Origin of the sequence: Rhodoferax sp. AJA081-3 (assembly GCF_017798165.1) — a bacterium.
Taxonomy (GTDB): Bacteria; Pseudomonadota; Gammaproteobacteria; order Burkholderiales; family Burkholderiaceae_C; genus Allorhodoferax.
Genome location: NZ_CP059068.1, coordinates 1073250 through 1093021 on the forward strand (window position 1 = coordinate 1073250; position 19772 = coordinate 1093021).

At 58.2% G+C, this 19772-nt stretch carries 21 protein-coding genes and 1 tRNA gene; 4 read left to right on the forward strand and 18 right to left on the reverse strand.

The features are described from left to right. Positions 1 to 822 (forward strand): glutamate racemase, encoded by an 822-nt coding sequence (gene murI / locus HZ993_RS04990; protein ID WP_209396162.1) that lies wholly within the window; start codon positions 1 to 3, stop codon positions 820 to 822. Positions 823 to 845: 23 nt separating this feature from the next. Then, entirely contained in the window at positions 846 to 1676 is an 831-nt protein-coding gene (locus HZ993_RS04995) for an acyl-CoA thioesterase II (protein WP_245213824.1), read from the forward strand. Positions 1677 to 1700: 24 nt separating this feature from the next. On the opposite strand, the gene HZ993_RS05000 is transcribed toward HZ993_RS04995, so the two are convergent. Further along, a tRNA-Arg gene (locus HZ993_RS05000) sits at positions 1701 to 1777 on the reverse strand. A gap of 73 nt (positions 1778 to 1850) precedes the next feature. On the opposite strand from HZ993_RS05000, the gene HZ993_RS05005 reads away from it, so the two are divergent. Together HZ993_RS05005 and HZ993_RS05010 are read left to right on the forward strand one after the other, a co-directional pair. Then, complete coding sequence (locus tag HZ993_RS05005; protein ID WP_209396163.1) at positions 1851 to 2693, forward strand: MipA/OmpV family protein; 843 nt, start codon at positions 1851 to 1853, stop codon at positions 2691 to 2693. A 6-nt stretch (positions 2694 to 2699) separates the two neighbouring features. Further along, positions 2700 to 3416 (forward strand): class I SAM-dependent methyltransferase, encoded by a 717-nt coding sequence (locus tag HZ993_RS05010; protein WP_209396164.1) that lies wholly within the window; start codon positions 2700 to 2702, stop codon positions 3414 to 3416. Here the strand turns inward: HZ993_RS05010 and HZ993_RS05015 are convergent. The 17 genes from HZ993_RS05015 to HZ993_RS05095 form a co-directional block, all read right to left on the reverse strand. Next, positions 3400 to 4224 (reverse strand): polysaccharide deacetylase family protein, encoded by an 825-nt coding sequence (locus tag HZ993_RS05015; RefSeq protein WP_209396165.1) that lies wholly within the window; start codon positions 4222 to 4224, stop codon positions 3400 to 3402. The genes HZ993_RS05010 and HZ993_RS05015 overlap by 17 nt on opposite strands. Before the next feature lie 110 nt (positions 4225 to 4334). Further along, complete coding sequence (locus HZ993_RS05020) at positions 4335 to 5012, reverse strand: 4'-phosphopantetheinyl transferase superfamily protein (RefSeq protein ID WP_209396166.1); 678 nt, start codon at positions 5010 to 5012, stop codon at positions 4335 to 4337. A gap of 8 nt (positions 5013 to 5020) precedes the next feature. Next, positions 5021 to 5458 carry an excinuclease ATPase subunit gene (locus HZ993_RS05025; protein WP_209396167.1) on the reverse strand — a complete coding sequence of 146 codons (438 nt, stop codon included), beginning with the start codon at positions 5456 to 5458 and terminating at the stop codon, positions 5021 to 5023. Between the two features lie 44 nt (positions 5459 to 5502). Continuing rightward, positions 5503 to 6738, reverse strand: coding sequence for a beta-ketoacyl-ACP synthase (locus HZ993_RS05030; RefSeq protein ID WP_209396168.1), 1236 nt, complete (start codon positions 6736 to 6738; stop codon positions 5503 to 5505). Continuing rightward, entirely contained in the window at positions 6735 to 7466 is a 732-nt protein-coding gene (locus tag HZ993_RS05035) for a 3-ketoacyl-ACP reductase FabG2 (protein ID WP_209396169.1), read from the reverse strand. Before HZ993_RS05035 ends, HZ993_RS05030 begins: the two co-directional genes overlap by 4 nt. Beyond that, on the reverse strand, positions 7459 to 7956 hold the full coding sequence (locus tag HZ993_RS05040) for a hotdog family protein (RefSeq protein WP_245213825.1): 498 nt from the start codon (positions 7954 to 7956) through the stop codon (positions 7459 to 7461). The genes HZ993_RS05035 and HZ993_RS05040 overlap by 8 nt, the downstream gene beginning before the upstream one ends. A gap of 2 nt (positions 7957 to 7958) precedes the next feature. Continuing rightward, the gene (locus HZ993_RS05045) at positions 7959 to 9146 is read right to left on the reverse strand and encodes a beta-ketoacyl-ACP synthase (RefSeq protein WP_371816964.1); all 1188 of its coding nucleotides are present in this window, start codon (positions 9144 to 9146) and stop codon (positions 7959 to 7961) included. A 5-nt stretch (positions 9147 to 9151) separates the two neighbouring features. Beyond that, positions 9152 to 9646, reverse strand: a complete 495-nt coding sequence (locus HZ993_RS05050) for a DUF3261 domain-containing protein (protein WP_209396171.1) — start codon at positions 9644 to 9646, stop codon at positions 9152 to 9154. A 59-nt stretch (positions 9647 to 9705) separates the two neighbouring features. After that, positions 9706 to 10932 carry an NAD(P)/FAD-dependent oxidoreductase gene (locus tag HZ993_RS05055; protein WP_209396172.1) on the reverse strand — a complete coding sequence of 409 codons (1227 nt, stop codon included), beginning with the start codon at positions 10930 to 10932 and terminating at the stop codon, positions 9706 to 9708. A 3-nt stretch (positions 10933 to 10935) separates the two neighbouring features. Then, a complete protein-coding gene (locus tag HZ993_RS05060; protein WP_209396173.1) occupies positions 10936 to 13281 on the reverse strand; it encodes an MMPL family transporter in 2346 nt (781 codons plus the stop codon). A 13-nt stretch (positions 13282 to 13294) separates the two neighbouring features. Then, on the reverse strand, positions 13295 to 13876 hold the full coding sequence (locus HZ993_RS05065; protein WP_209396174.1) for an outer membrane lipoprotein carrier protein LolA: 582 nt from the start codon (positions 13874 to 13876) through the stop codon (positions 13295 to 13297). A 20-nt stretch (positions 13877 to 13896) separates the two neighbouring features. Beyond that, entirely contained in the window at positions 13897 to 14316 is a 420-nt protein-coding gene (locus tag HZ993_RS05070) for a thioesterase family protein (protein ID WP_209396175.1), read from the reverse strand. Next, complete coding sequence (hutH, locus tag HZ993_RS05075; RefSeq protein WP_209396176.1) at positions 14306 to 15853, reverse strand: histidine ammonia-lyase; 1548 nt, start codon at positions 15851 to 15853, stop codon at positions 14306 to 14308. Before hutH ends, HZ993_RS05070 begins: the two co-directional genes overlap by 11 nt. Further along, positions 15834 to 16799 (reverse strand): acyltransferase, encoded by a 966-nt coding sequence (locus tag HZ993_RS05080; RefSeq protein ID WP_209396177.1) that lies wholly within the window; start codon positions 16797 to 16799, stop codon positions 15834 to 15836. The genes hutH and HZ993_RS05080 overlap by 20 nt, the downstream gene beginning before the upstream one ends. Then, positions 16796 to 17533 carry a glycosyltransferase family 2 protein gene (locus tag HZ993_RS05085; RefSeq protein WP_209396178.1) on the reverse strand — a complete coding sequence of 246 codons (738 nt, stop codon included), beginning with the start codon at positions 17531 to 17533 and terminating at the stop codon, positions 16796 to 16798. Before HZ993_RS05085 ends, HZ993_RS05080 begins: the two co-directional genes overlap by 4 nt. After that, complete coding sequence (locus HZ993_RS05090) at positions 17530 to 19227, reverse strand: AMP-binding protein (protein ID WP_209396179.1); 1698 nt, start codon at positions 19225 to 19227, stop codon at positions 17530 to 17532. Before HZ993_RS05090 ends, HZ993_RS05085 begins: the two co-directional genes overlap by 4 nt. Continuing rightward, positions 19220 to 19765, reverse strand: coding sequence for a hypothetical protein (locus HZ993_RS05095; protein ID WP_209396180.1), 546 nt, complete (start codon positions 19763 to 19765; stop codon positions 19220 to 19222). Before HZ993_RS05095 ends, HZ993_RS05090 begins: the two co-directional genes overlap by 8 nt. Positions 19766 to 19772 lie beyond the last annotated feature (7 nt).

A 19772-nucleotide genomic window follows, 5' to 3' on the forward strand; every position in this document is an offset into this window, starting at 1 on the left:
TTGTCTGCGGCCGCCTCCAGCCCCATCGGGGTCTTTGACAGCGGTGTGGGCGGCTTGAGCGTGCTGCGGGCCCTGCGCACTGAGCTGCCACACGAGCGGTTTGTGTATGTGGCGGACAGCGGCCATGCGCCGTATGGTGAGCGGGATGACGCCCATGTCATAACCCGCTCACACGCCATCACCCGCTACCTGCGGGATCAGCACGGTATCAAGGCGCTGGTGGTGGCCTGCAACACCGCCACAGCTGCCGCCATCCGATTGATGCGACAGGACTACACCGACCTGCCCATCATCGGCATCGAACCCGCCCTCAAGCCCGCCGCGGCCAGCAGCAAGACGGGGGTGGTAGGTGTCATGGCCACACGCAGCACGCTTCAAAGCCAAAAGTTTCTGGCCCTGCTGGCCACGCTGCAGGACCAAGCGCGCTTTGTGCTGCAGCCCTGCGATGGCATGGTGGATGCCATTGAACGTGAAGATGCTATTAAAAAAGAAGCACTATGTTCAGCTTACACGGGGGCTATGGGCCGATTTGGCTTAAACGATGGGGAGATGGACACCCTGGTTCTGGGCTGCACACACTACCCCTTTGTCGAGCCTGAGCTGCGCCGCTGCATCGGTGAGCAGGTGTCCTTGCTCGAAGGCGGCGCCCCGGTGGCCCGCCAGACCCGGCGCCTGCTGGCTGAACAACACCTGCTGGCCCCTCCCCATGCCCAGGGCTCTGGCGTGACATTTTTCACCACCGGCAAGGCCGACATGCTGGCCAACGCGGTACGGCGCTGGCTGCAACTGGACGCTCCAGTCAGCGCACTGCAGATCGCTTAGTTCGACCTTCATCAGGAATTTTCGTGCAGACTCACCCCACACCTTTGGCCAAATTGCTGGGCCTCTTCGCGCTGGAACACACCAAGACCGACCACTATTTGGGGCAGAGCCTGGACTTGGGGTTTCGTAACCTCTTTGGCGGTCACATTCTGGGCCAGGCACTGGTGGCTGCAGGCAATACCTGCGAAGCACGCAGCGCCCATTCGCTGCACGCCTACTTTATCCGTGGCGGTGATCCCCATGCCCCCATCGATTACACGGTGGACCGCATCCGCGATGGCAACAGCTTCAGTGTGCGCCGGGTCACAGCCTCGCAAAACGGCCAGGCCATCTTGATACTCTCGTCGTCCTTCCAGACCGATGAAGGTGGCTTCGAACACCAGTTCGCGATGCCGGATGTGCCGCCACCCGAATCACTGGCGCAGACCATCACCAGCGACCTGGCGATTGACATACGCCCGGTGGACCCGGTAGACCGTTACCAGCCCACCAAGAAGTCGCCGCATCAGCACATCTGGTTTCGCGCCAACGGCAGCGTGCCCGACGATCCCGCGCTGCAGAAATGCTTGCTGGCCTATGCCTCCGACTTCAGCCTGCTCAGCACCTGCCTGCGGCCCCATGGCCTGACCTACTACCAACCCAATATGGTGACGGCCAGCCTGGACCATGCCATGTGGTTTTACCGGGACTTCCGTATCGACGACTGGCTGCTGTATGCCTGCGACAGCCCCACCACCGGCCATGCACGGGGTCTGAACCGCGGCAACATCTTCAGCCGCGACGGCCAATTGGTCGCCAGCGTGACGCAAGAAGGCCTGGTGAGACAAGTGGGAGATCGCCAGAGCGCCGATTGAGACAGGCGCTGGGCAAAAGAACTTTGGCCAGCCAGGAGGGACTCGAACCCCCTACCCCGAACTTAGAAGGTTCGTGCTCTATCCGGATGAGCTACTGGCTGTTTACGCCGTTGATTTTACCCAGAAGCGCACTGACTAGAATCGGTGCTCCCCCCACACCCAGGAAACGCTCCAATGCAACATGGCTCAGCCACATGGTCCCTTATCGCTTTGTTGGCCTGTTGCCTGTTACCGACCAGCGCCTATGCTGAAGAAAAACCGTTGTGGGAGTTGGGTGCAGGCGTAACAGCCCTGCAACTTCCCGCCTACCGCGGCTCTGCGGAAACCCGAACCGATGTCCTGCCCATACCCTACCTGGTCTACCGGGGAGAACATGTGAAGGCCGACAAGGATGGCGTACGTGGTGTCTTGTTTGATTCAGACCGTTTTGAGGTCAACCTCAGCCTGGCTGCGTCGCCCCCCGTAGACAGCGACAACGTCAAGGTGCGCCAGGGTATGCCCAGTCTGCATTCCAGCCTGGAACTGGGCCCATCGGTGGACATCACACTCTGGCAGTCCAGTGGGCACGATGCCAAGCTCAAACTGTTTGTGCCCTTGCGCGCCGCCATGACGCTGGAACGCGATCCCAAGTACATCGGCTGGCAATTCACACCACGCCTCAATCTGGACGTGGCCAACCCCTTGGGTCAGGCCGGCTGGACCTTCGCCGTGGTCGGTGGACCGGTCTTTGGCAGCCGGGAGCAACATGACTATTTTTATGGCGTATCACCGCAATACGCCACGGCGTCACGACCGGTCTTTGACGCCACATCGGGTTATGCCGGTATGCAGGTCTTGTCGGCGCTGTGGAAGCGTTTTCCATCCTTTTGGGTGGGGGGCTTCGCGCGTTACGACAATGTGCGGGGTGCCGTGTTTGAAAACAGCCCCCTGGTCACTCAAAAGAGTGGTTTCTCCGGTGGTGTCGCCATCACCTGGGTGCTGGCACAGTCCAAACAACGCGTCGTAATCGACCAGTAAAACCCCATGATTGAAACAGCGAGATTTGTCGAGGAAACGCGTTTTGGCAACTGGTTCCTGAAAACCAAAGTCTGGAAACGTAGCGTATTGGTGCGTGCGCTCGATGATTTACAAAGACTGGTACTGCCGCAGGCGATAGCTGCGAAGCCCCGCATTGTGGACGTGGGTTGTGGGTTTGGCCATTCCTTCGCCGAGCTGGCGCAGCGGTTTTCTCCGTCCGTCATTGTTGGCTTGGATGCCGACCCCGGGCTGCAGGAACGCGCTGGCGAAGAAGCGAAGGCCTGCCCGTGTGAGGTGCAGTTGAAGGAAGCCAACGCAGCACGCACCGGCCTGCCGGATGCAGATTTTGACGTGGTGTTCTGCCACCAGACCTTCCACCATATCGTCGAGCAAGAAGCCGCGATGGCCGAGTTCTACCGCATCCTCAAGCCGGGCGGCGTGCTGCTGTTTGCGGAGTCGACCAAATACTATATCCACTCGCTGCAGATACGCCTGCTGTTTCGCCATCCCATGGAAGTGCAAAAAACCGCTGACGAGTACATTGCCATTGTTCGCAAGGCGGGATTTAATGTGCCCGACAACAAGGTGTCTCTGCCCTACCTGTGGTGGAGCCGTCCGGACATTGGTGCCTTTGAATGGATGGGCTTCAAGGTTCCGACCAAGCGCAACGAAACCCTGGTCAATCTGGTTGCCGTGAAACCAGCGGCTAGTTCTGCGCAGTAGGCGGGAAGCACCCGCGCCGGGTGTCTCCATTCTTGAGGCCCAGGCGCACAGCAATGGGCGTTGCCAAGGCCGTCTTGTCGCACACATATAGCTGTTTTTGGGCACGCACCTGACCCGCACGCACCATCGCATCCCGATCAGCATAAAACGGTTCACTCGCAAGCGGTAACCCGACTGCAGCGCTCTCCTCAACCAGTATGTGCAGGTATTCCGTCATATGCTCGGCGGTGTACGAGTTGGTATCGTGCAGGGCCACGATGATCGGCAACACACCATCCGCCTCAGGCAAATGCCCGGCTATTCGTGCCTGCGCTACCCGCTCCAGGGTGCTGCGCAGATGGGTGCGCCGACGCGGGCTGCTGATCCAGCCGTAAATCTTTCCATCATTCACGCTGGCGTCTGCTTGCAGCATCTGCAGCTGTGCACCCTGGTAGGCGGCCAACGTGGCGTCGGTATAGACCCAATCGGGTGGCCGGACAAACGCCACACGCCCCGGGCACTGCTGCTCTATCGCCAGATTACCCTGCGACAGCGACACGGCAAGCTCTTCGGGTGCAAGGCGGGGATGGGGTATATGACCCCGTGGTGTGCCAGAGTGCAGGCCTAACAGGTGACCAGCCGCACAGGTGTCGCGCATGAGCTCCCGCCCCAGGTCACTGTCACCATGGCGTTCGTGGGTAGCCTGCACAAAAAACAGCGCTTTGATACCCGGCATGACCGGGTTGTAGGCCAACTGCTGCTGGATTGTCGCCGTTAACGAGGGGGTTCCAATATCGGGGCCATCGTCAAACGTAAGAAGGAATCGCACGGGTGCCAGTGGCTGCGCAGTAGCACACCATGTAAATAGCAGCAATGGCAAAACCAGCAAAGCGCGGGCAACATCAAACATGCAAAGAAACCTTCAAATCACAGAATCGCTTACACATAACGGTGCCATTGGACAGGGTCCGCACGCCAATGGGCAGGCCAACGCGCTTGCAGCTGTCGCAGGTCGTTTGCCGCAAGAGACACCACCACACCCATTTGGACAAAACACCATGTCCCCCCGTCTGCTTCAATTTCATCGACAGGCGTCGTTTGGATCGCGCGCAGCGCGGCGATATCAAACGGAAGGCCGTGTTGCTTCAACCTAGCCTCCTTGCGGGTCCACAGGCGATTGAACTGAAGTGGGTCCACATCACCGTCTGGTACGCGCAAGCTGCGCTGCTCCGCTGCGCTGCAAACCCACTGTGCCATGTCGACCAAAGGCCGACGCGCATTGGTACGCTCCAGGTCTATGCCCACGACCTCATTCGCCAGCGCGCAGGCCACATAGTCCCCACTATGGGCGATGGATATCTGTACGCTGTGGTTCAGAACGCGGGGTTTGGTATGGGGGTCTGTGCTGATGCACCATGCCGCCGGTGTCCCTCCGATGGCTTCACACAGCATGGTCTTGGCCAGCCAGCGGCCCGCCAGAAACTGTCGACGCCTGGCGGCAGAAAGTATCGCATCTGCGCGCAGGCTCTCTTCTTGAGACAGACCTTGCGTACCTGGGCCTGACTGCCATTCTGCGAGCAGCGCCTCACAGGTCTGGAGCGCAAACCGGGGGCCCACCGTGCAGTTTATTCTTCGATGGTTGCGTAGGTGCCTTTTAGCGCAACACCTGACATCATTGCGCCAGCGTGGCATTCAACCGTGGTGTCGCTGCTTGTCTCATTCTTCTTGTAATAGCTGGTGATGCCGACGACGGCATTGGCTCCAGCCTCCTTGGCAGACTTCTGAAGGCTGATCAAGGTACTGAGCGCCACCCATTTGCAACTGGCGTCATCACTTTTACCCACCGCATTGGTCTTCAGGTTGGAGACATCCTCTCTGAATTCTTTCACCACCTTGGGTGTGCTTTGTCCAGCCAGAAAGAACTTCACGCTACCGTCCAGTTTTGCTTTGGCCTCCGGCATATCGAGCACATCGGCCAAGCGGATGTTGACAACTGTGTCCCGGGCATAAGCAGGCGCAAGCAACACGGTCGTGGCGAGTGCAAGGGTGATCAATGTTTTCATGGAAAGCTTTCAGGTCTGAGAGAAAGGTGTTGGACGAAAGACTGTCAGTCTTTCCAGCGCTTGAATATCAGCGAGGTGTTGATGCCACCGAACGCAAAATTGTTGCTCATGACAATATCGGTCTGGAGTAGACGACCGTCTCCGGTGATGTAATCGAGCGCCGCACATTTGGGATCGACCTGCTCCAGGTTGAGCGTGGGCGCAAACCAGCCACTGCGCATCATCTCTATGGTCATCCATGCTTCCAGCGCGCCACAGGCGCCCAGGGTGTGGCCCATATAACTCTTGAGCGAAGAGATGGGCATACGCTCACCGAAAATGCTGTGGGTTGCATGGGACTCGGCCACATCGCCATGGTCTGTGGCAGTACCGTGTGCGTTGACATAGGCGATTGCTTCGGGCGGCAGACCCGCATCGTCCAGTGCCAGATTCATGGCCTGCGCCATGGTGTCGGAATTGGGCTGTGTGACGTGGCGTCCGTCGCTGTTCGTGCCGTACCCAATAATCTCAGCATGGATCTTTGCGCCACGCGCCAGGGCATGCTCCAGAGATTCCAGCACCAGCGTGCAAGCCCCTTCGCCCAGCACCAGACCATCGCGGTTGGCGTCAAAGGGGCGTGGGGTCAGGTGGGGCGTGCCATTGTGTTTAACACTGGTTGCAAACAGCGTGTCAAACACCGCCGCTTGTGTGGCGTCCAGTTCTTCTGCGCCACCGGCCAACATGGCGACTTGCTTGCCACTTTGTATCGCCTCGTAGGCGTAACCAATGCCCTGGCTGCCCGACGTGCACGCTGTGGACGTCGGCACAATGCGCCCCGTCAGCCCGAAAAACACACCGATGTTTACCGCTGCAGTGTGCGACATCATCTTGATGTAGGTTGTGGCGTTGATACCTTCTGTCGACTTGCTGATGATCATCCGGCCGAAATCGCCAATCGATTTCGGCGTGCCGGAGGAAGAACCATAGGCGATACCCACGCGCCCGCTTTTGAGGATTGGGTCGTTCAACAAACCGGCATCCTGCAACGCCATCTCACTGGCACGCACGGCCATCAGCGCCACGCGACCCATGCTGCGGGTGGATTTTCGGTTGTATTTTTCGGGCGACAGATCAAAGGGTTGGGCCCGTGCACCAACCCGTGTGTTCAAGCCCTCATAGCCCGCCCATTCGTCCATGGCCTGCACAGCGTTTTGGCACTGCTTCAATCGTGCGTGGACGGCATCCCAATCATGCCCCAGTGGACTGATAGCCCCGAAGCCGGTTACTACTACACGTGTCATCCGACCATTCCCCCGTTTACGGAAATCACCTGCCGTGTAATGTACGCAGCATCGTCACCCATCAAAAAACTCACGGTCGCCGCGACCTCGCTGGGCTGGCCTACGCGTCTGGCAGGGATCATCTTCAGCGCTTCATCCAGCACATGCTGGTCTACCATCTCGGTATCAATCAGGCCGGGGGCCACACAGTTCACCGTGATGCCACGGCTGGCCAGCTCGACGGCCAGGGCCTTTGTGGCGCCGATGATGCCAGCCTTGGCAGCGCTGTAGTTAACCTGCCCGCGGTTGCCCATGATGCCGGATACCGAGGACAAGGTCACAATGCGGCCCGGCTTGCGCCTGCGCACCAACGGCATGGTCAAGGGGTTGAGTACGTTGTAAAAGCTGTCCAGATTGGTGTGTATAACAGCGTCCCAGTCTTCCGCGGGCATGGCCGGAAAGGCATTGTCACGGGCGATTCCAGCATTGCAGACCACCCCGTAGTAACAACCATGGAGCTCAATGTCCTCCAACAACAAACGGGCGGTTGCTTCGCGGTCAGCCACATCAAACTGCAGCACACGCGCATTGCGCCCCATGCCGCGAATCTCCCCAGCCACTTCCTGCGCCTCTACGATCCCGCTTCGGCAATGCAAAACGATGTCGTAACCATCCCGCGCCAGTCTTAAGGCAATGGCACGACCAATTCCCCGGCTGGAGCCGGTCACCAAGACAGTTTTGTCACTCACGTGTCGTTCCCATTAAAAATTCCTCAGCATTGGTAGGCTCAAACACGGTCAAAGTTGCGCTGGCCACTACTTGCCCGTCCAGTTGAATCCTGCAGTCAAACTGCCCAAGACCATTGTCGGCCTGAAACTGCCGGTGTACATCTATGCGGTAGGTTTGCCCCAGCGTAAATCGGGGGCGAGAGCATTCGTAACGGCGGCTGCCCAACAAAAACCCGATGCGTGGTGCTTCACCCCGCAGGCGGGCACGCCAACCCGCCCACGCTGCCACCGTTTGTGCCATGTACTCAATGCCGACCCAACCGTCCACGCCACCATTGGAGAAAAACAAACCGTCTTCCCGAATGGTGACCTCACAGCTCAGGCTTTCAGCGTCGCCTTCAATCGGACGGTCAAGCAGGCACATCTTGCCGGCATGGGGAACAATGGCAGTGATGGGATAAGTGACTGGCAGTCGCGCAGTGGGTGTATCCGCGTACATGTTGCTATTCATCCCTAACCTTGGGCCAGGACCAAACTCGCATTGCTTCCCCCAAAGGCGAAAGAATTGCTAAGCAGGTAGTTGGGGGTATGCCCCAGCTTGAAGCCACTGTTTACGAGTTTGAGCGACGCCAGCTCGGGATCCACCTCACCGTCCCACCAGTGGGGCGGCAAATACCCTTGCGGGTTGTCGCGCAGTGTGAGCCAGCAGAGTGCGGCCTCCAGTGCTCCGGCGCCTCCAAGGGTGTGCCCGGTCAGGGGCTTGGTGGAACTCACAGGAATCTCCGACGAAAACACCGCCTGCACGGACAGGCATTCAACGGTGTCGTTCTGCCGCGTAGCTGTCCCGTGCAGGTTGATGTAGTCAACGGCGTGTGGCGCAATCCCGGCACGTGCAAGGGCTGAGCGCATGGCCGCCTGTGCACCGGTTCCCTGGGGAGACGGTGCGGATATGTGGTACGCGTCCGATGACTCCCCCCAACCTGCCAGACGAACATCGCCTGGCTCGCGTGTCATCAAGAAGAGTGCTCCGCCCTCCCCTATGTTGATGCCGCTGCGGTTTCGGCTTAAGGGGTTACACAACGTGTCACTCAGGGCCTCCAGAGCCGAAAAACCGGTCACCGTAAATTGGCTTAGCGCATCCATGCCGCCTGCAATCACCGCATCGGCCATACCTGCATTCAACAGACGTGCTGCACTCGCCAAGGCTTTGGCGCTGGACGAACAGGCGGTAGAAACACCCACAACGGGGCCACATAGTCCCAACTCGGCATTCAGAGCCATCACCGGGGAGCCCATCTCCTGCTGGCTGAAATGAAAGGCTGGTGGAAGTTCATGGTGGGCCGCGTAGTGGGCCATGGCAAGCTGCGCTTCACCAATGCCGGCAGTGCTGGTGCCAACCACCACCGCCACCCGGTGCGCACCGTAACGGCTGATGGCAGCATCCACCGCTCCGCGGATCTGCCGCAAGGCAGTCAGCAGCAGAGCATTGTTGCGGCTGCGCAAGGCATGGGGCAACCCACCCACATCTTCTAAGGTCTGCGTCACCGCGCCCAAAAAAAGCTCTTGCCCCGGGACAACACGCGTGTTAGCGGCCACTCCAGATTGCTGGTCTGCAAACAAACCAGCGCGCACGCTGGCGGAGTCAGCACCCAGAGCACAGACCACACCGACTTCATTCAAAAAAACTGATGACCGCACCACGAAAGTCAGCTCCCCGCCTGTTGGGCAGATTCTATCGTCAGGCTGTAACCTTCCAGACGGTTTTCCATTCGGGTGCGCCCGGTCCAGCGAGACTCGGTGTCGTAGTGGATCAGCAATATGGGTGTCGCACCATGCATAAGAATCCGCGCGTTACTGCTGTCCTCCAACTGCCAGCCACCCGGCAATACCTGGCGCAAGGATGCCACTGGTGCATACATCCATTGCACGTCACGCAACACATAGGCGGCATCAACTTCAGGTGGCAGCAAGGGATGGCGTTCGCTGGTTAGCGTGTTGCCATCCCACGTTAACGTCAACACGCGCTGGCCCAGCGCAAATGCAGCCAGACGCAAACTTTCTGTATCTAATTCCAGCAGCGTGTCCAGGCTGCGGGTCGCCACGGGGCGCCCTTCCGGTGCACGCTCAACCGTCAAACGCTGCGCAAGACTCAGAGTCACACCCATGGCCTGTGGCGCCAAGCGCGGTTGCGGCAACTGCAAGGTCTGCACAACTGGTGCCGTGGTGCACGCGCTGACAAGCAGCGCAACTATCAGGGTTATCAAGCAGCGCACACTTGTTCCAAAGTCTTCAGTCGCTGGGGTTGGGCAACATACGGGTTGCGCACATCCCATGCGTAACCTGCAAGAATCGCGGTGATCATCTTCCTGACCTCTGGGGACTGGTCTGGGTAAAAAATGACGTCCTGGAAACCACCGGAGTACCAACTCTCCACAAACGAACGAAACGCGTCTACGCCCGCGCGCAGTGGGTCGGCGTATTCGAGCTGCCAGTCCACAGGCTCGCCGCGGAAAGCACGTTCAATGGCCGCAGCAGCCAAGCTAGCCGACTTCACGGCAATCGTCACACCACTGGAAAACACGGGATCCAGAAACTCGCCAGCATTTCCCAGCAGGGCAAAACCCTTGCCGTGCAGGGATTTCACATTGGCAGCGTATCCCACCAACTTGCGTGCGGGCGTGTCCCATACGGCTTTTTCGAGCAATGTTGCCAACGTCGGTGTTTGCGCAATGATGGCTTGCAAGCGTTGGGTCTCGGTTCCTGGGAACTGGTCCAGAAACTCACTGGCAGCAACAACCCCTACCGAACAACGGCCATTTGAAAATGGAATGGTCCAGAACCAGACATCCACATGCTCGGGATGGACGGTAATCAGTATCTTGTTTCTATCAAAAGTGCCCACCGCTACGTGGTCTTCGATATGTGTGAAATAGGCACCACGCACCGGAAACGCAGACGGTGTTTCCAGATCCAGCAGGCGCGGCAGCACGCGGCCAAAGCCGCTGGCGTCCAGCAGGAATTGGGCACTGACCTGGTAGATCTCCTTGTCTGGCGACACAACCTGCACCAACGGTTTCTCGCCTGATACTTCGACAGCAACCACCTGGTGTTGGAAGCGCACCTCGGCCCCGGCTTTTTCAGCAGCACGTATCAGGACATGGTCGAAGTCCGCGCGCTGCACCTGGTAAGTGGTTCCCCAGCCTTTGGAGAATTTGTCGCGAAAATCGAAATTCGTGTGTTTGTCCCCACGCACGAACGCAGCACCATTCTTGTACTGGAAACCGGCCTCCACAACGTCTTGTAAAAACCCGGCAGCCTCGATGTACTCCATGCTCTGGGGCAACAGGCTTTCGCCAATGGAAAAGCGCGGGAACTGCTCCTTTTCGATGACCAGCACCCGCCGACCTTGTTTGCGCAACAAGCCAGCCGCCAAAGAACCCGCAGGTCCGGCACCAATGATGAGAATGTCAACGTTTTCCGTCTTCATGGGTTACTCTACTTTCTGTATTGGTTTTATCGTGGCAGGTAAAAACAGAGGCGTCAGCAGCCAACTCAGGCCGATGCCGAACAGCATGGTCAGACCAAAGGCGCGCAAGGCTGGCGTTGCCGACAAGGCCAAAAGCCCAAAGGCCAGCAGCGTACTGGCGGCGGCCAACGTGACCGATAAAAATGGGCGGACTGCGTCGCGGTCAGGTTGCTCCAGCATAAATATGCCGTAGTCCACGCCCATCCCCAGAATCAACAACAACGCCAACACATTAAACAGCTGCAGAGGCTGCCCTAACACGGCCAACAAGGACAACGTCAGGCAACTCGCCAACGCGGTTGGCAACAGTGCCCGCCATGCCTTCCGGCCAAAGCGCCAGGCCAAAGCGGCAAACACCAAGCCATAACTGGCGGCAATGACACCACCCATGCGGTAACGGTACCGCGCCATGACATCAGATACTTGCGCAACGGTATCCACCCACCGCACCCCAGGTAATCCAGGGGCAAGTGCGGCCGCACGCTCCAGTTTGTCTGCCCCATCGATTCCGCGCAGCAACACAATGCTGGCATAGCCGTCTCCAAAACGCCCCAGCCACTGCTGGCGAAACGGTTCCGATGCTGTGCTGCTCAACCAGGCGTCCAGACGCAGAGGTTCAATTGGAGCTGGCACAGCCATCGGTTTCGCAGTCTCACCCAGTTTCGCCATCGCCAAAGCCCTTACGCCAGCCGCTCCTTGGACGACACGTTCGACCATAGCCGCATCTGCCCCCTGTTGGCGGGCGGAGGGTACCCAGTCTGAAATAGCCTGGTAGCCGGACAAGCCTCCATGAGCCTGCAGGGTGTCGAGTTGTGCTTTCAGCGCTTCCTCACGCGTCAGCACTTCCTCCTGGTTGCTGCCCTGTACCAGATAGAACTGCCCCGGGCTGGGCAACTGCAGCAGTTTGCCAATCCGCATCTGCTGGTTGATCAACTCCGGCGGTGCGTTTTGCAGCAAGCGAATGTCGTCATTCACCCGAATCGAGCGGGCACCCAGCACCAGCAGGGTGATGGCAAGCAGTGAAAAAACCAACGTAAAGCGGTTGCGGCCCAGCACCGGCCATAGTGCGCGGCGGCTGCCTATCCACAACGCCAGTCGCGTCGCACCCATGGTGCCTCGGTCCAGAAAGGGGAACCACCACAAGACAGTGACAAAGGCCGCCAACAATCCCACCGCAGAAAACACCGCGATCTGGCGCAAACCCGGAAATGGCGTCAACGCCAACAGGGCGTAACCAATCGCGGTAGTCAGCATGGCAAGCCACATCACAGAGCCCTGCTCACGCAGCATGTGCCAGCGTTCGGAAGGGTCTCGCCCCAGGCGGTTGCTGAAGTAATTGGTGCCATAGTTTTCCGCAACGCCCACCAAACTGGCACCAAACACCAGTGTGATCAGGTGCAGGCGCTCGAACAACAGCACACACACCGATATAGCAGCCATCAACCCCACAGCAATGGACAAGGTGACGAGCAGACGCGGGCGGATCGCACTGAACGCAAACAAAGTCAAGAGCACAATGCCCAGCAGAGACCCGGCGCCAATGGTGTGCATTTCGTGCTGCCCTTGCGCGGCGGCAGCAGCAGCGTACAAAGGGACGCCAATGGCGAGGACTTCGACCGTTGGCATTGCGCCACCGGCCTGCTGCTTGGCATGGGCAAGAATCGGCATCAACGCCTCTTGCGCAGCCATCGAGAACGCAGAGCCACGCTGATCCAGCATTAAAAGTGCGTAATGGCGTTCCCCGTCCACGAGTGACAGGCGCCCGTCCGCTACACGCACCCGGCTCTCGCCAGCGCGTGTCGCCAGCCAAGTGCCAAAGAGGTTCAGGGGGTCATCGCCCCACACCCCCACACGCGGCATTCCCATTGGGCGATACAGTGCTTCAACTGCGCGGGCAGCGAGTTGCTCCGGCGGCTGGCTGCCCAGCATGTGACGCTGCTGGGTTGTCAATAATTGGTTGCGCCACGGTTGAAAGAAATCCACCATTTGCGCTGCCATCGCGTCGTCCACACGGTATCGCACAGAAACCACCTGGTCGTACGGGGACAGCGCCTGGGCATAGGCATCTGCAGCCCGCCGTGCGCCAGACCAATCGCCACCGCCCACCAGCACTACGATCCGCCGAGAGGCTGAGTCGGTGAGCTGGCGCGTGACATGCTGCACCGTTGCATCGCGCTCATCCAGCGGCAGCATGGCAAGCACATCGGTATCGAGTTGCAGCCTGGCGCCAGTCCACAACCAGGCGTTGTGGCCGAGCATGGCCAGCACCAACACAAGCCAGCCCAAAGCAAGCCAGCGGGTGCGAGACACGGATAGATGCGGTTCAATCAAACTGGGCAACCTCATCTGCACTGAGTTTGGCTGGCTCTGGGGTTTGTTTGTGGAATTGGATCACCGTTCGATCACCATTGGCTTCGTCCATGGCAATCCGCCGCACGTACACGTCCCCGCTGAGCTCAATTCGAGTCAGTATTTTTGCAAAGGCTGCTTGCTTGGGCACCAAGGTCAGGGACCAGGACTTGGCCTCTGCAGTGCCTGCAATCTTGAATTGCTCGGCCAACGCAGCTATGTCGCCATTGAGCATGGAAAACATCAATCCATTGATGACACGCACGCTAGGTTCCGTATTGGCTGAAAGCCTGAATGCGATCTCACTTCCTTGTGTCGCCACAATCTCATGGGGCGTGAGTTTCAACACGCTGGCAAATGGTTCACGGGTGCGCCAGATCACACCCCGGTCACGGGCCACCAGAAAGTCGCCTTTTGATAACAAGGCCTTTTTAAAGCCCGCAACCTGTTTGCTCTGTTCGAATTCGCCGCGCAGCACGGCAGGCTGGCCCAGGCGCGAACGAACATCCACCATCAGGTCCGCCGCATGGGAGGCGAGCGCCAAAAGAAACAACATGCATCCAAGCCCGATTTGCTTCATGCCGACTCCACTCCCAGCTTGCGCCACAACACATCGGGACACAGGTATTGCATCTCACGGCTGGTCATGTCCACGGCTACTTGAATGGTGTAGGCCTTGTTGATCTTGTTGCCGGTCAGGGCATCAGAAATCAGGTACTCGATTTTGAGTCGGTTCTCCCATTCAACAATCTCGGCACGGATGCGGATACGTTGACCAAATTCAGTTGTCTTTACGTACTTGAGGCGCATGTCCACGATGGGCCATGCATAGCCCGAATCACGCATCTGGGGGTAGTCGTAGCCAAACTTGGCGAGCAAGGCACAACGCGCCAATTCGAGGTACTTCACGTAGTTGCCATGCCAGACGATGTCCATCGGGTCCAAATCGTGGAATGCTGGCGATAACTCAATTTCGTTGCTCAGATCAGGGCGCATACAGGCTCCAGGCTTCGCTGCGTATCGCACCAAGGAGCGCAATCAATTCATGGTCCAGCGCCCGGTCTTCCACCACCAGCGGAATGCGCTGCGATAGATCCGCATGCATGGTAGCCAACCTCTCGGGCAGTGCGACGCCTGCATGGTCGCGCTGGCGCAGCTCTACTGCCTGGCGTGCAGCGATCAGCATGGCAGCGATCACCTGTTCGGTCAGCTCCAGTACGCGCAAGCAATCACGGGCGGCAATCGTGCCCATACTGACTTTATCCTGGTTGTGGCACTCGGTTGAACGACTGAACACCGATGCGGGCATGGTCAACTTCAAGGCCTCTGCGGTCCATGCGGAGACGCTGATTTGCAACGCCTTCAAGCCGTGGTTGATGGCCGCACGCGGGCCTGTGGCTCCCGACAAGTTGCTCGGCAAACCGTGGTTAAAGCGGGTGTCCACCAAGAGCGCCAGTTGGCGGTCCAACAGATCCGCTACATTGGCAACCGCGTTCTTGAGTCCGTCCATGGTGAACGCAATGTGACCACCGTAGAAGTGCCCACCGTGGAGCACTCTTTCATTGTCCGCATCCACTATCGGGTTGTCATTGGCACTATTGAGTTCATTCTCAATCTGCGTACGGAAGAACGGAAGGGCATCTTCCAGCACACCAATGACGTGGGGTGCGCAGCGCAAGGAATACCGATCTTGCAAACGCTGTTCATTGCGGCTGGGCTGGTCGCAGGCCAGATCTTCACGCATACGGGCAGCGGCCAATTGTTGACCGGCATGGGGTTTAACCGAGAACAGCACTTCATCAAAGTGGTGGGCATTGCCGGCGCTGCCCCACACGTTCAGGGCAGTGATGCGCGTCGCCAGCTTGCTGAGGTAGCTGGCGCGTTGCCATGCGAGGCAAGCCAACGCGGTCATCACGGCGGTTCCGTTCATGATGGCCAAGCCCTCCTTGGGGCGAAGCCACAGCGGGGCAATACCCAATGCATTCAACACGCCAGCAGCCGGTCGGACCTCGCCTTGGTACAACACGTCACGCTCACCACATAAGACAGCAGCCAAATACGACAAGGGGGTCAGATCGCCGCTGGCACCGACCGACCCTTCGGCCGGTATCAGCGGGAGCACATCGTGGCGCAACAACGCTGCAATTTGCTCCAGCAGACCCACGCTGACGCCAGACATGCCGCGCGCCAACGACGCCATGCGCGCTACCAGTACTGCACGTGTTTCCTGCGGTGTGAGAAAACGGCCCAGGCCGCAACCATGGTAGGCATAAAGATGGTGCGGGAGCTCATTGACCAGGGCCGATGGAATGCTGACGGTGCAGGAATCGCCATAACCCGTGGTCACGCCGTAGATGACACCATCTTCCGCCAACAAGCGGTCCAGGAATTCAGCTCCGCGCGCAATTCGTTCACGAAACTCCGCTTGCACAGAGAGATGTGCGATGCGACTTTGCTGCGCAATGGCCACCACATCTTCAATGCAGAGGCGGCTGCCGTCAAAAACGACGGCTTCAGGATTGGATGGAGGCATGTGTAGGATTCGCTGCTTGGTCCCAAAAGGGGAAAAAATTGAACCAGTCGTATGGCGACTGCACCAGTAAATCTGTCAACGTGTCCGCATAATGCTGGGCATACGAGGCTAGCGCAACATCACGTTCGCGCCGGGGCAACTGCACACGCTCAGCAAGCTGTTTGAAATGCAGGCGGTAGCCCAGGCCTTCGTGGATACAACCCAGCATGTAAACCGGGCATTGCAGCAAATGGGCCAATACATAGGGCCCAACTGGAAGCGGCGCTGAATGCCCCAAAAACATGGCGTCCACCGTTTTGCTGGCAAACACCGGTATGCGGTCCCCAGCAATGGCAATAAACTCACCTGCGGCCACTTTCTCGGCCAGTAACACAGCAGTGGCGGGGCCGACTTCTGTTACTTCGATTAACTTGAGATCGTTGCAAGGATTGAGTCGCTTCAGCACCCGGTTGAACTGTTCTGCGTGGCGCGTGTGCACCAGTACGTTCAACCGCAACAGACCCTGGCTTTGCTCGATGTTTCGGCAGAGCTCAAGGCAGCCCATATGGGCTGTAACGATAAGGCCGCCACGGCCACTTTGTGCAGTGGCATAAACCGCCTCGCGTCCGGTGCTTTTAACCCGGTCGACCGGATAGCGGCCCGAAGCAGCCACCAATTTGTCCAGCATTGTTTCCGCAAAGAGGGCTAGATGCCGGATTCCGTCACGCCAGTTGGGGCTGTGGCCCAGTGCGCCAGTATGTGCCTGAAGACGTTCAAAATACTGCTGTGATGATTTGCGCACAAGAGGCCGTGTCCACCAGTGCACTGCAACTACAGGATAGATGCAGATACGAAACGGCCAACGCCCCAAAACGCGGTGAATCCAGTACAACAACCAAATCCCAGCAACAAAGGTGCTTTCGCCTATTTCGGCCCAATGTGGATTTTTGTCAACGGTGGTGGTCATGTCCGCGCCTTACGCCAGAGCAATGCGGGCAAGCGTAACAACATGCCTAGAAACAGCTTCGCGTGCATGCGCGAAATCAACACATTGTCCAGCCAGACGCGAAAATGAGACACACCGTCAGTGGGATAACTCACACGCGTGGGCTGGTTCACATTCCCTATGCCACGCCAATGCAGTCGAACCAGTATCTCCACATCAAAGTCCATACGTCGGCCTATAGAGGTCGCATCAATCAGCGCCACGGTAGCAGAGAGTGGATAAACCCGAAAACCACACATAGAGTCCCGTATGGCAAACGAAAGGGTATTGATCCATACCCAGACGTGGGTCAGATAGCGACCGTACAAACGTCCCTTGGGAACGCTGCCGTCATATATGGGGCAACCGCATATCACGCGATCCGGGTACAACCGGGATGCAGCCAAAAAGGCAGGAACATCTTCTACGTTGTGCTGCCCATCGGCATCTATCTGCAAGGCATGGCTGTAACCCTGTTGGAGTGCCAAACGCAGTCCTGCCATCATGGCTCCACCCTTACCCTGGTTCACCGGCAACCGGGTCAACACCACACGCCCGGGATGCACCGACGCGATGTCAGACAACACGCGCGCGCATCCCGCATCGCTACCATCATCCACCAGGACACATGGCAGGCCATGGACCAATACCGAATGCACAACCGCACCAATGGCAGCGCCGTGGTTGTAGACCGGTATGACTGCACAGACATTCATTCCGCGGATCCAAAAATAATGCGACCACTTGCATGTGGGCCTGCAGCCGAATGCAACGCGAAGCTCAGCCGCCCGCGTTCAGCCTCAAACTGAATAGCCATTTCAATCGGTACACCCGGCTTGATGACTTGCTGAAATTTGACAGCTTCCATGCGCAGAAAATTAGGCGGCAACTCAAAGTACTCTCGCCCGAACAACACAACCCAATCCAACTGGACAACCCCCGGGAGAATCGGAGCACCCGTGAAATGGCCGTCGAAATAAGGCGACTCCGGCCTGAGCTCGATTTGCAGCGATACCGTGTCCGCGGAACGCGTCAATAAACGAGTATGGGGGCGTCTGGAATCAAACAAGGCCAAAAGATCGGCTTCCGTTGTTTTGCCCTGTGCGTTGACAGGTAGCGCCGAAACATACCGCCACCGCCGCGGCAAAACACTGGGCTCGATGACCCGTTCTAGTGCCGCGCGCAAGCGCGCGTTAAGTGACTGTTTGCCGCCCTGCTCAAATACAGACCAGCCCGCATTGCTCGGCACGGCAGCAACGATCAGCTGCGTACGTTGCCCGATCTGTACCAACACGCGAACTTCATCAACCAGCCCAGTGCGCAGTAGTTCCTGCTCTACTGCATTCAGTGAAACACGCTTCTCTTCAATTTTGAAGACACGGTCAGAACGACCCAGCAACTCGAATCCGCCCTGGACCACGCGCACACGGTCTGACATCGTCTGCCAACCCGCAGAGTCAGTGTGTGCCGAGCGAACCTGCAAGGCGTCATCATCAAACCTGATCTCTACGCCAGGCAGCACTTGCCACGCGAATATTCCATCCGGTTGCCGTTGGCGCCAAGCCACTCCACCAGTCTCAGAACTTCCGTAGACCTCGATGGGAGTTTGCCCCAGCAACCGCAGGCACACAGGCAAGGCTTCATCTGGTAGAGGGCCTCCAGAGGAGAAAACTGCACACAAATTTTGCTGTACCTGGCTCCAAGGCAACTGGTCAGGCAACCGTTTTAAGTGCGCAGGACTGGCAATCAGTGCGCGGACGCCACTTTGGGCCAGTTCAGTTGCAATGTCTTCTGCAAATACCAGGCGCTGGGCGGAAAAAGGGCGACCAGTCGCCAGCGGCAGCAATACGGCAAACAAGAGTCCGTAAATGTGTTGATGAGAAACCGTAGCGCAAATGCATGCATCACCAAGCCGGTTGTCAAAACATTGTGCCAATGCACTGACTTCATCAAAAAGCTGGGACAGGCGCTTGCGAATGGCTACGGGTGGTCCGCTGGATCCAGAGGTGTACACCACCAGTGCTGGGCACAGCCTGTCCAGTGTTTGCCAAGCCGGAATAGCACCATCAGTGATCGGCTGGACACACAAGACACCCGAAATGTCGCCGGCAAAACCATCAACCAAGGACTCCGACTGCAAACCCGCAACATTGGCAGGTAAAGCATCCGCCAGTAAGAACACCGTCTTATTGGCATGCCAAGCGCCCAACAGTGCCGTCGCAAAAGCGTAGGTGTCTTGAAAATAGAGTGCAAAGCGAGTGCCACTATGCATTGCAAACGCCCGATGCCAGGCGGCAACATCCCGCTCGAAAGTTGAGAAACTCAAGCGGATAGGCCCGCGCAATGCGACGGGATGGTCAACCGCCCGCCCGAGGCGCATCAACTCGGCGATGTCCAAGAACTCAGGCATCGTGAGCCTTCGCCTTTACCCGCTTGCGAATCAACCATTCACCGACAAACAACAAGCCCATCAATGCGTAGCTAATCACGCCGTTGTACAACGCCCACCCGGCGTCCGAAGCAAACAAAGCCGTCAACAAGGAAACACTGCCATTGACGATGAAAAAACCACACCAAACTTGCGTGACGCGCCGTGTGTAGGCCACACCAGCCGCGGGTAAATCCGGTTCTTGCAGGCGTGCCAAGCGTTCGATCACGGTTGGTGGATACACCAAGCTGATGGAAAAAACGCACAGTAAAGTCGCACTGACAAGTAGCGGATACAGCTTGAGCGGCATCGCATGATTGCCCCAAAAGCTGAGCGCAGCCAACACAAGGGCGCCACCTGCCGCCGCCAACCACACACGCTCGCGACCAAATGCTGCGCGCATCAAGGCAATAAAGACCAACAACAACGCCAGCCAGCGCGGTTCGACCTCATGCCCTAGGCCAAAATAAACCAGCACTGGGTAGGCCAATGTCAAAAGCGTAAGCCCGAAAGTCCGCATTGGGATG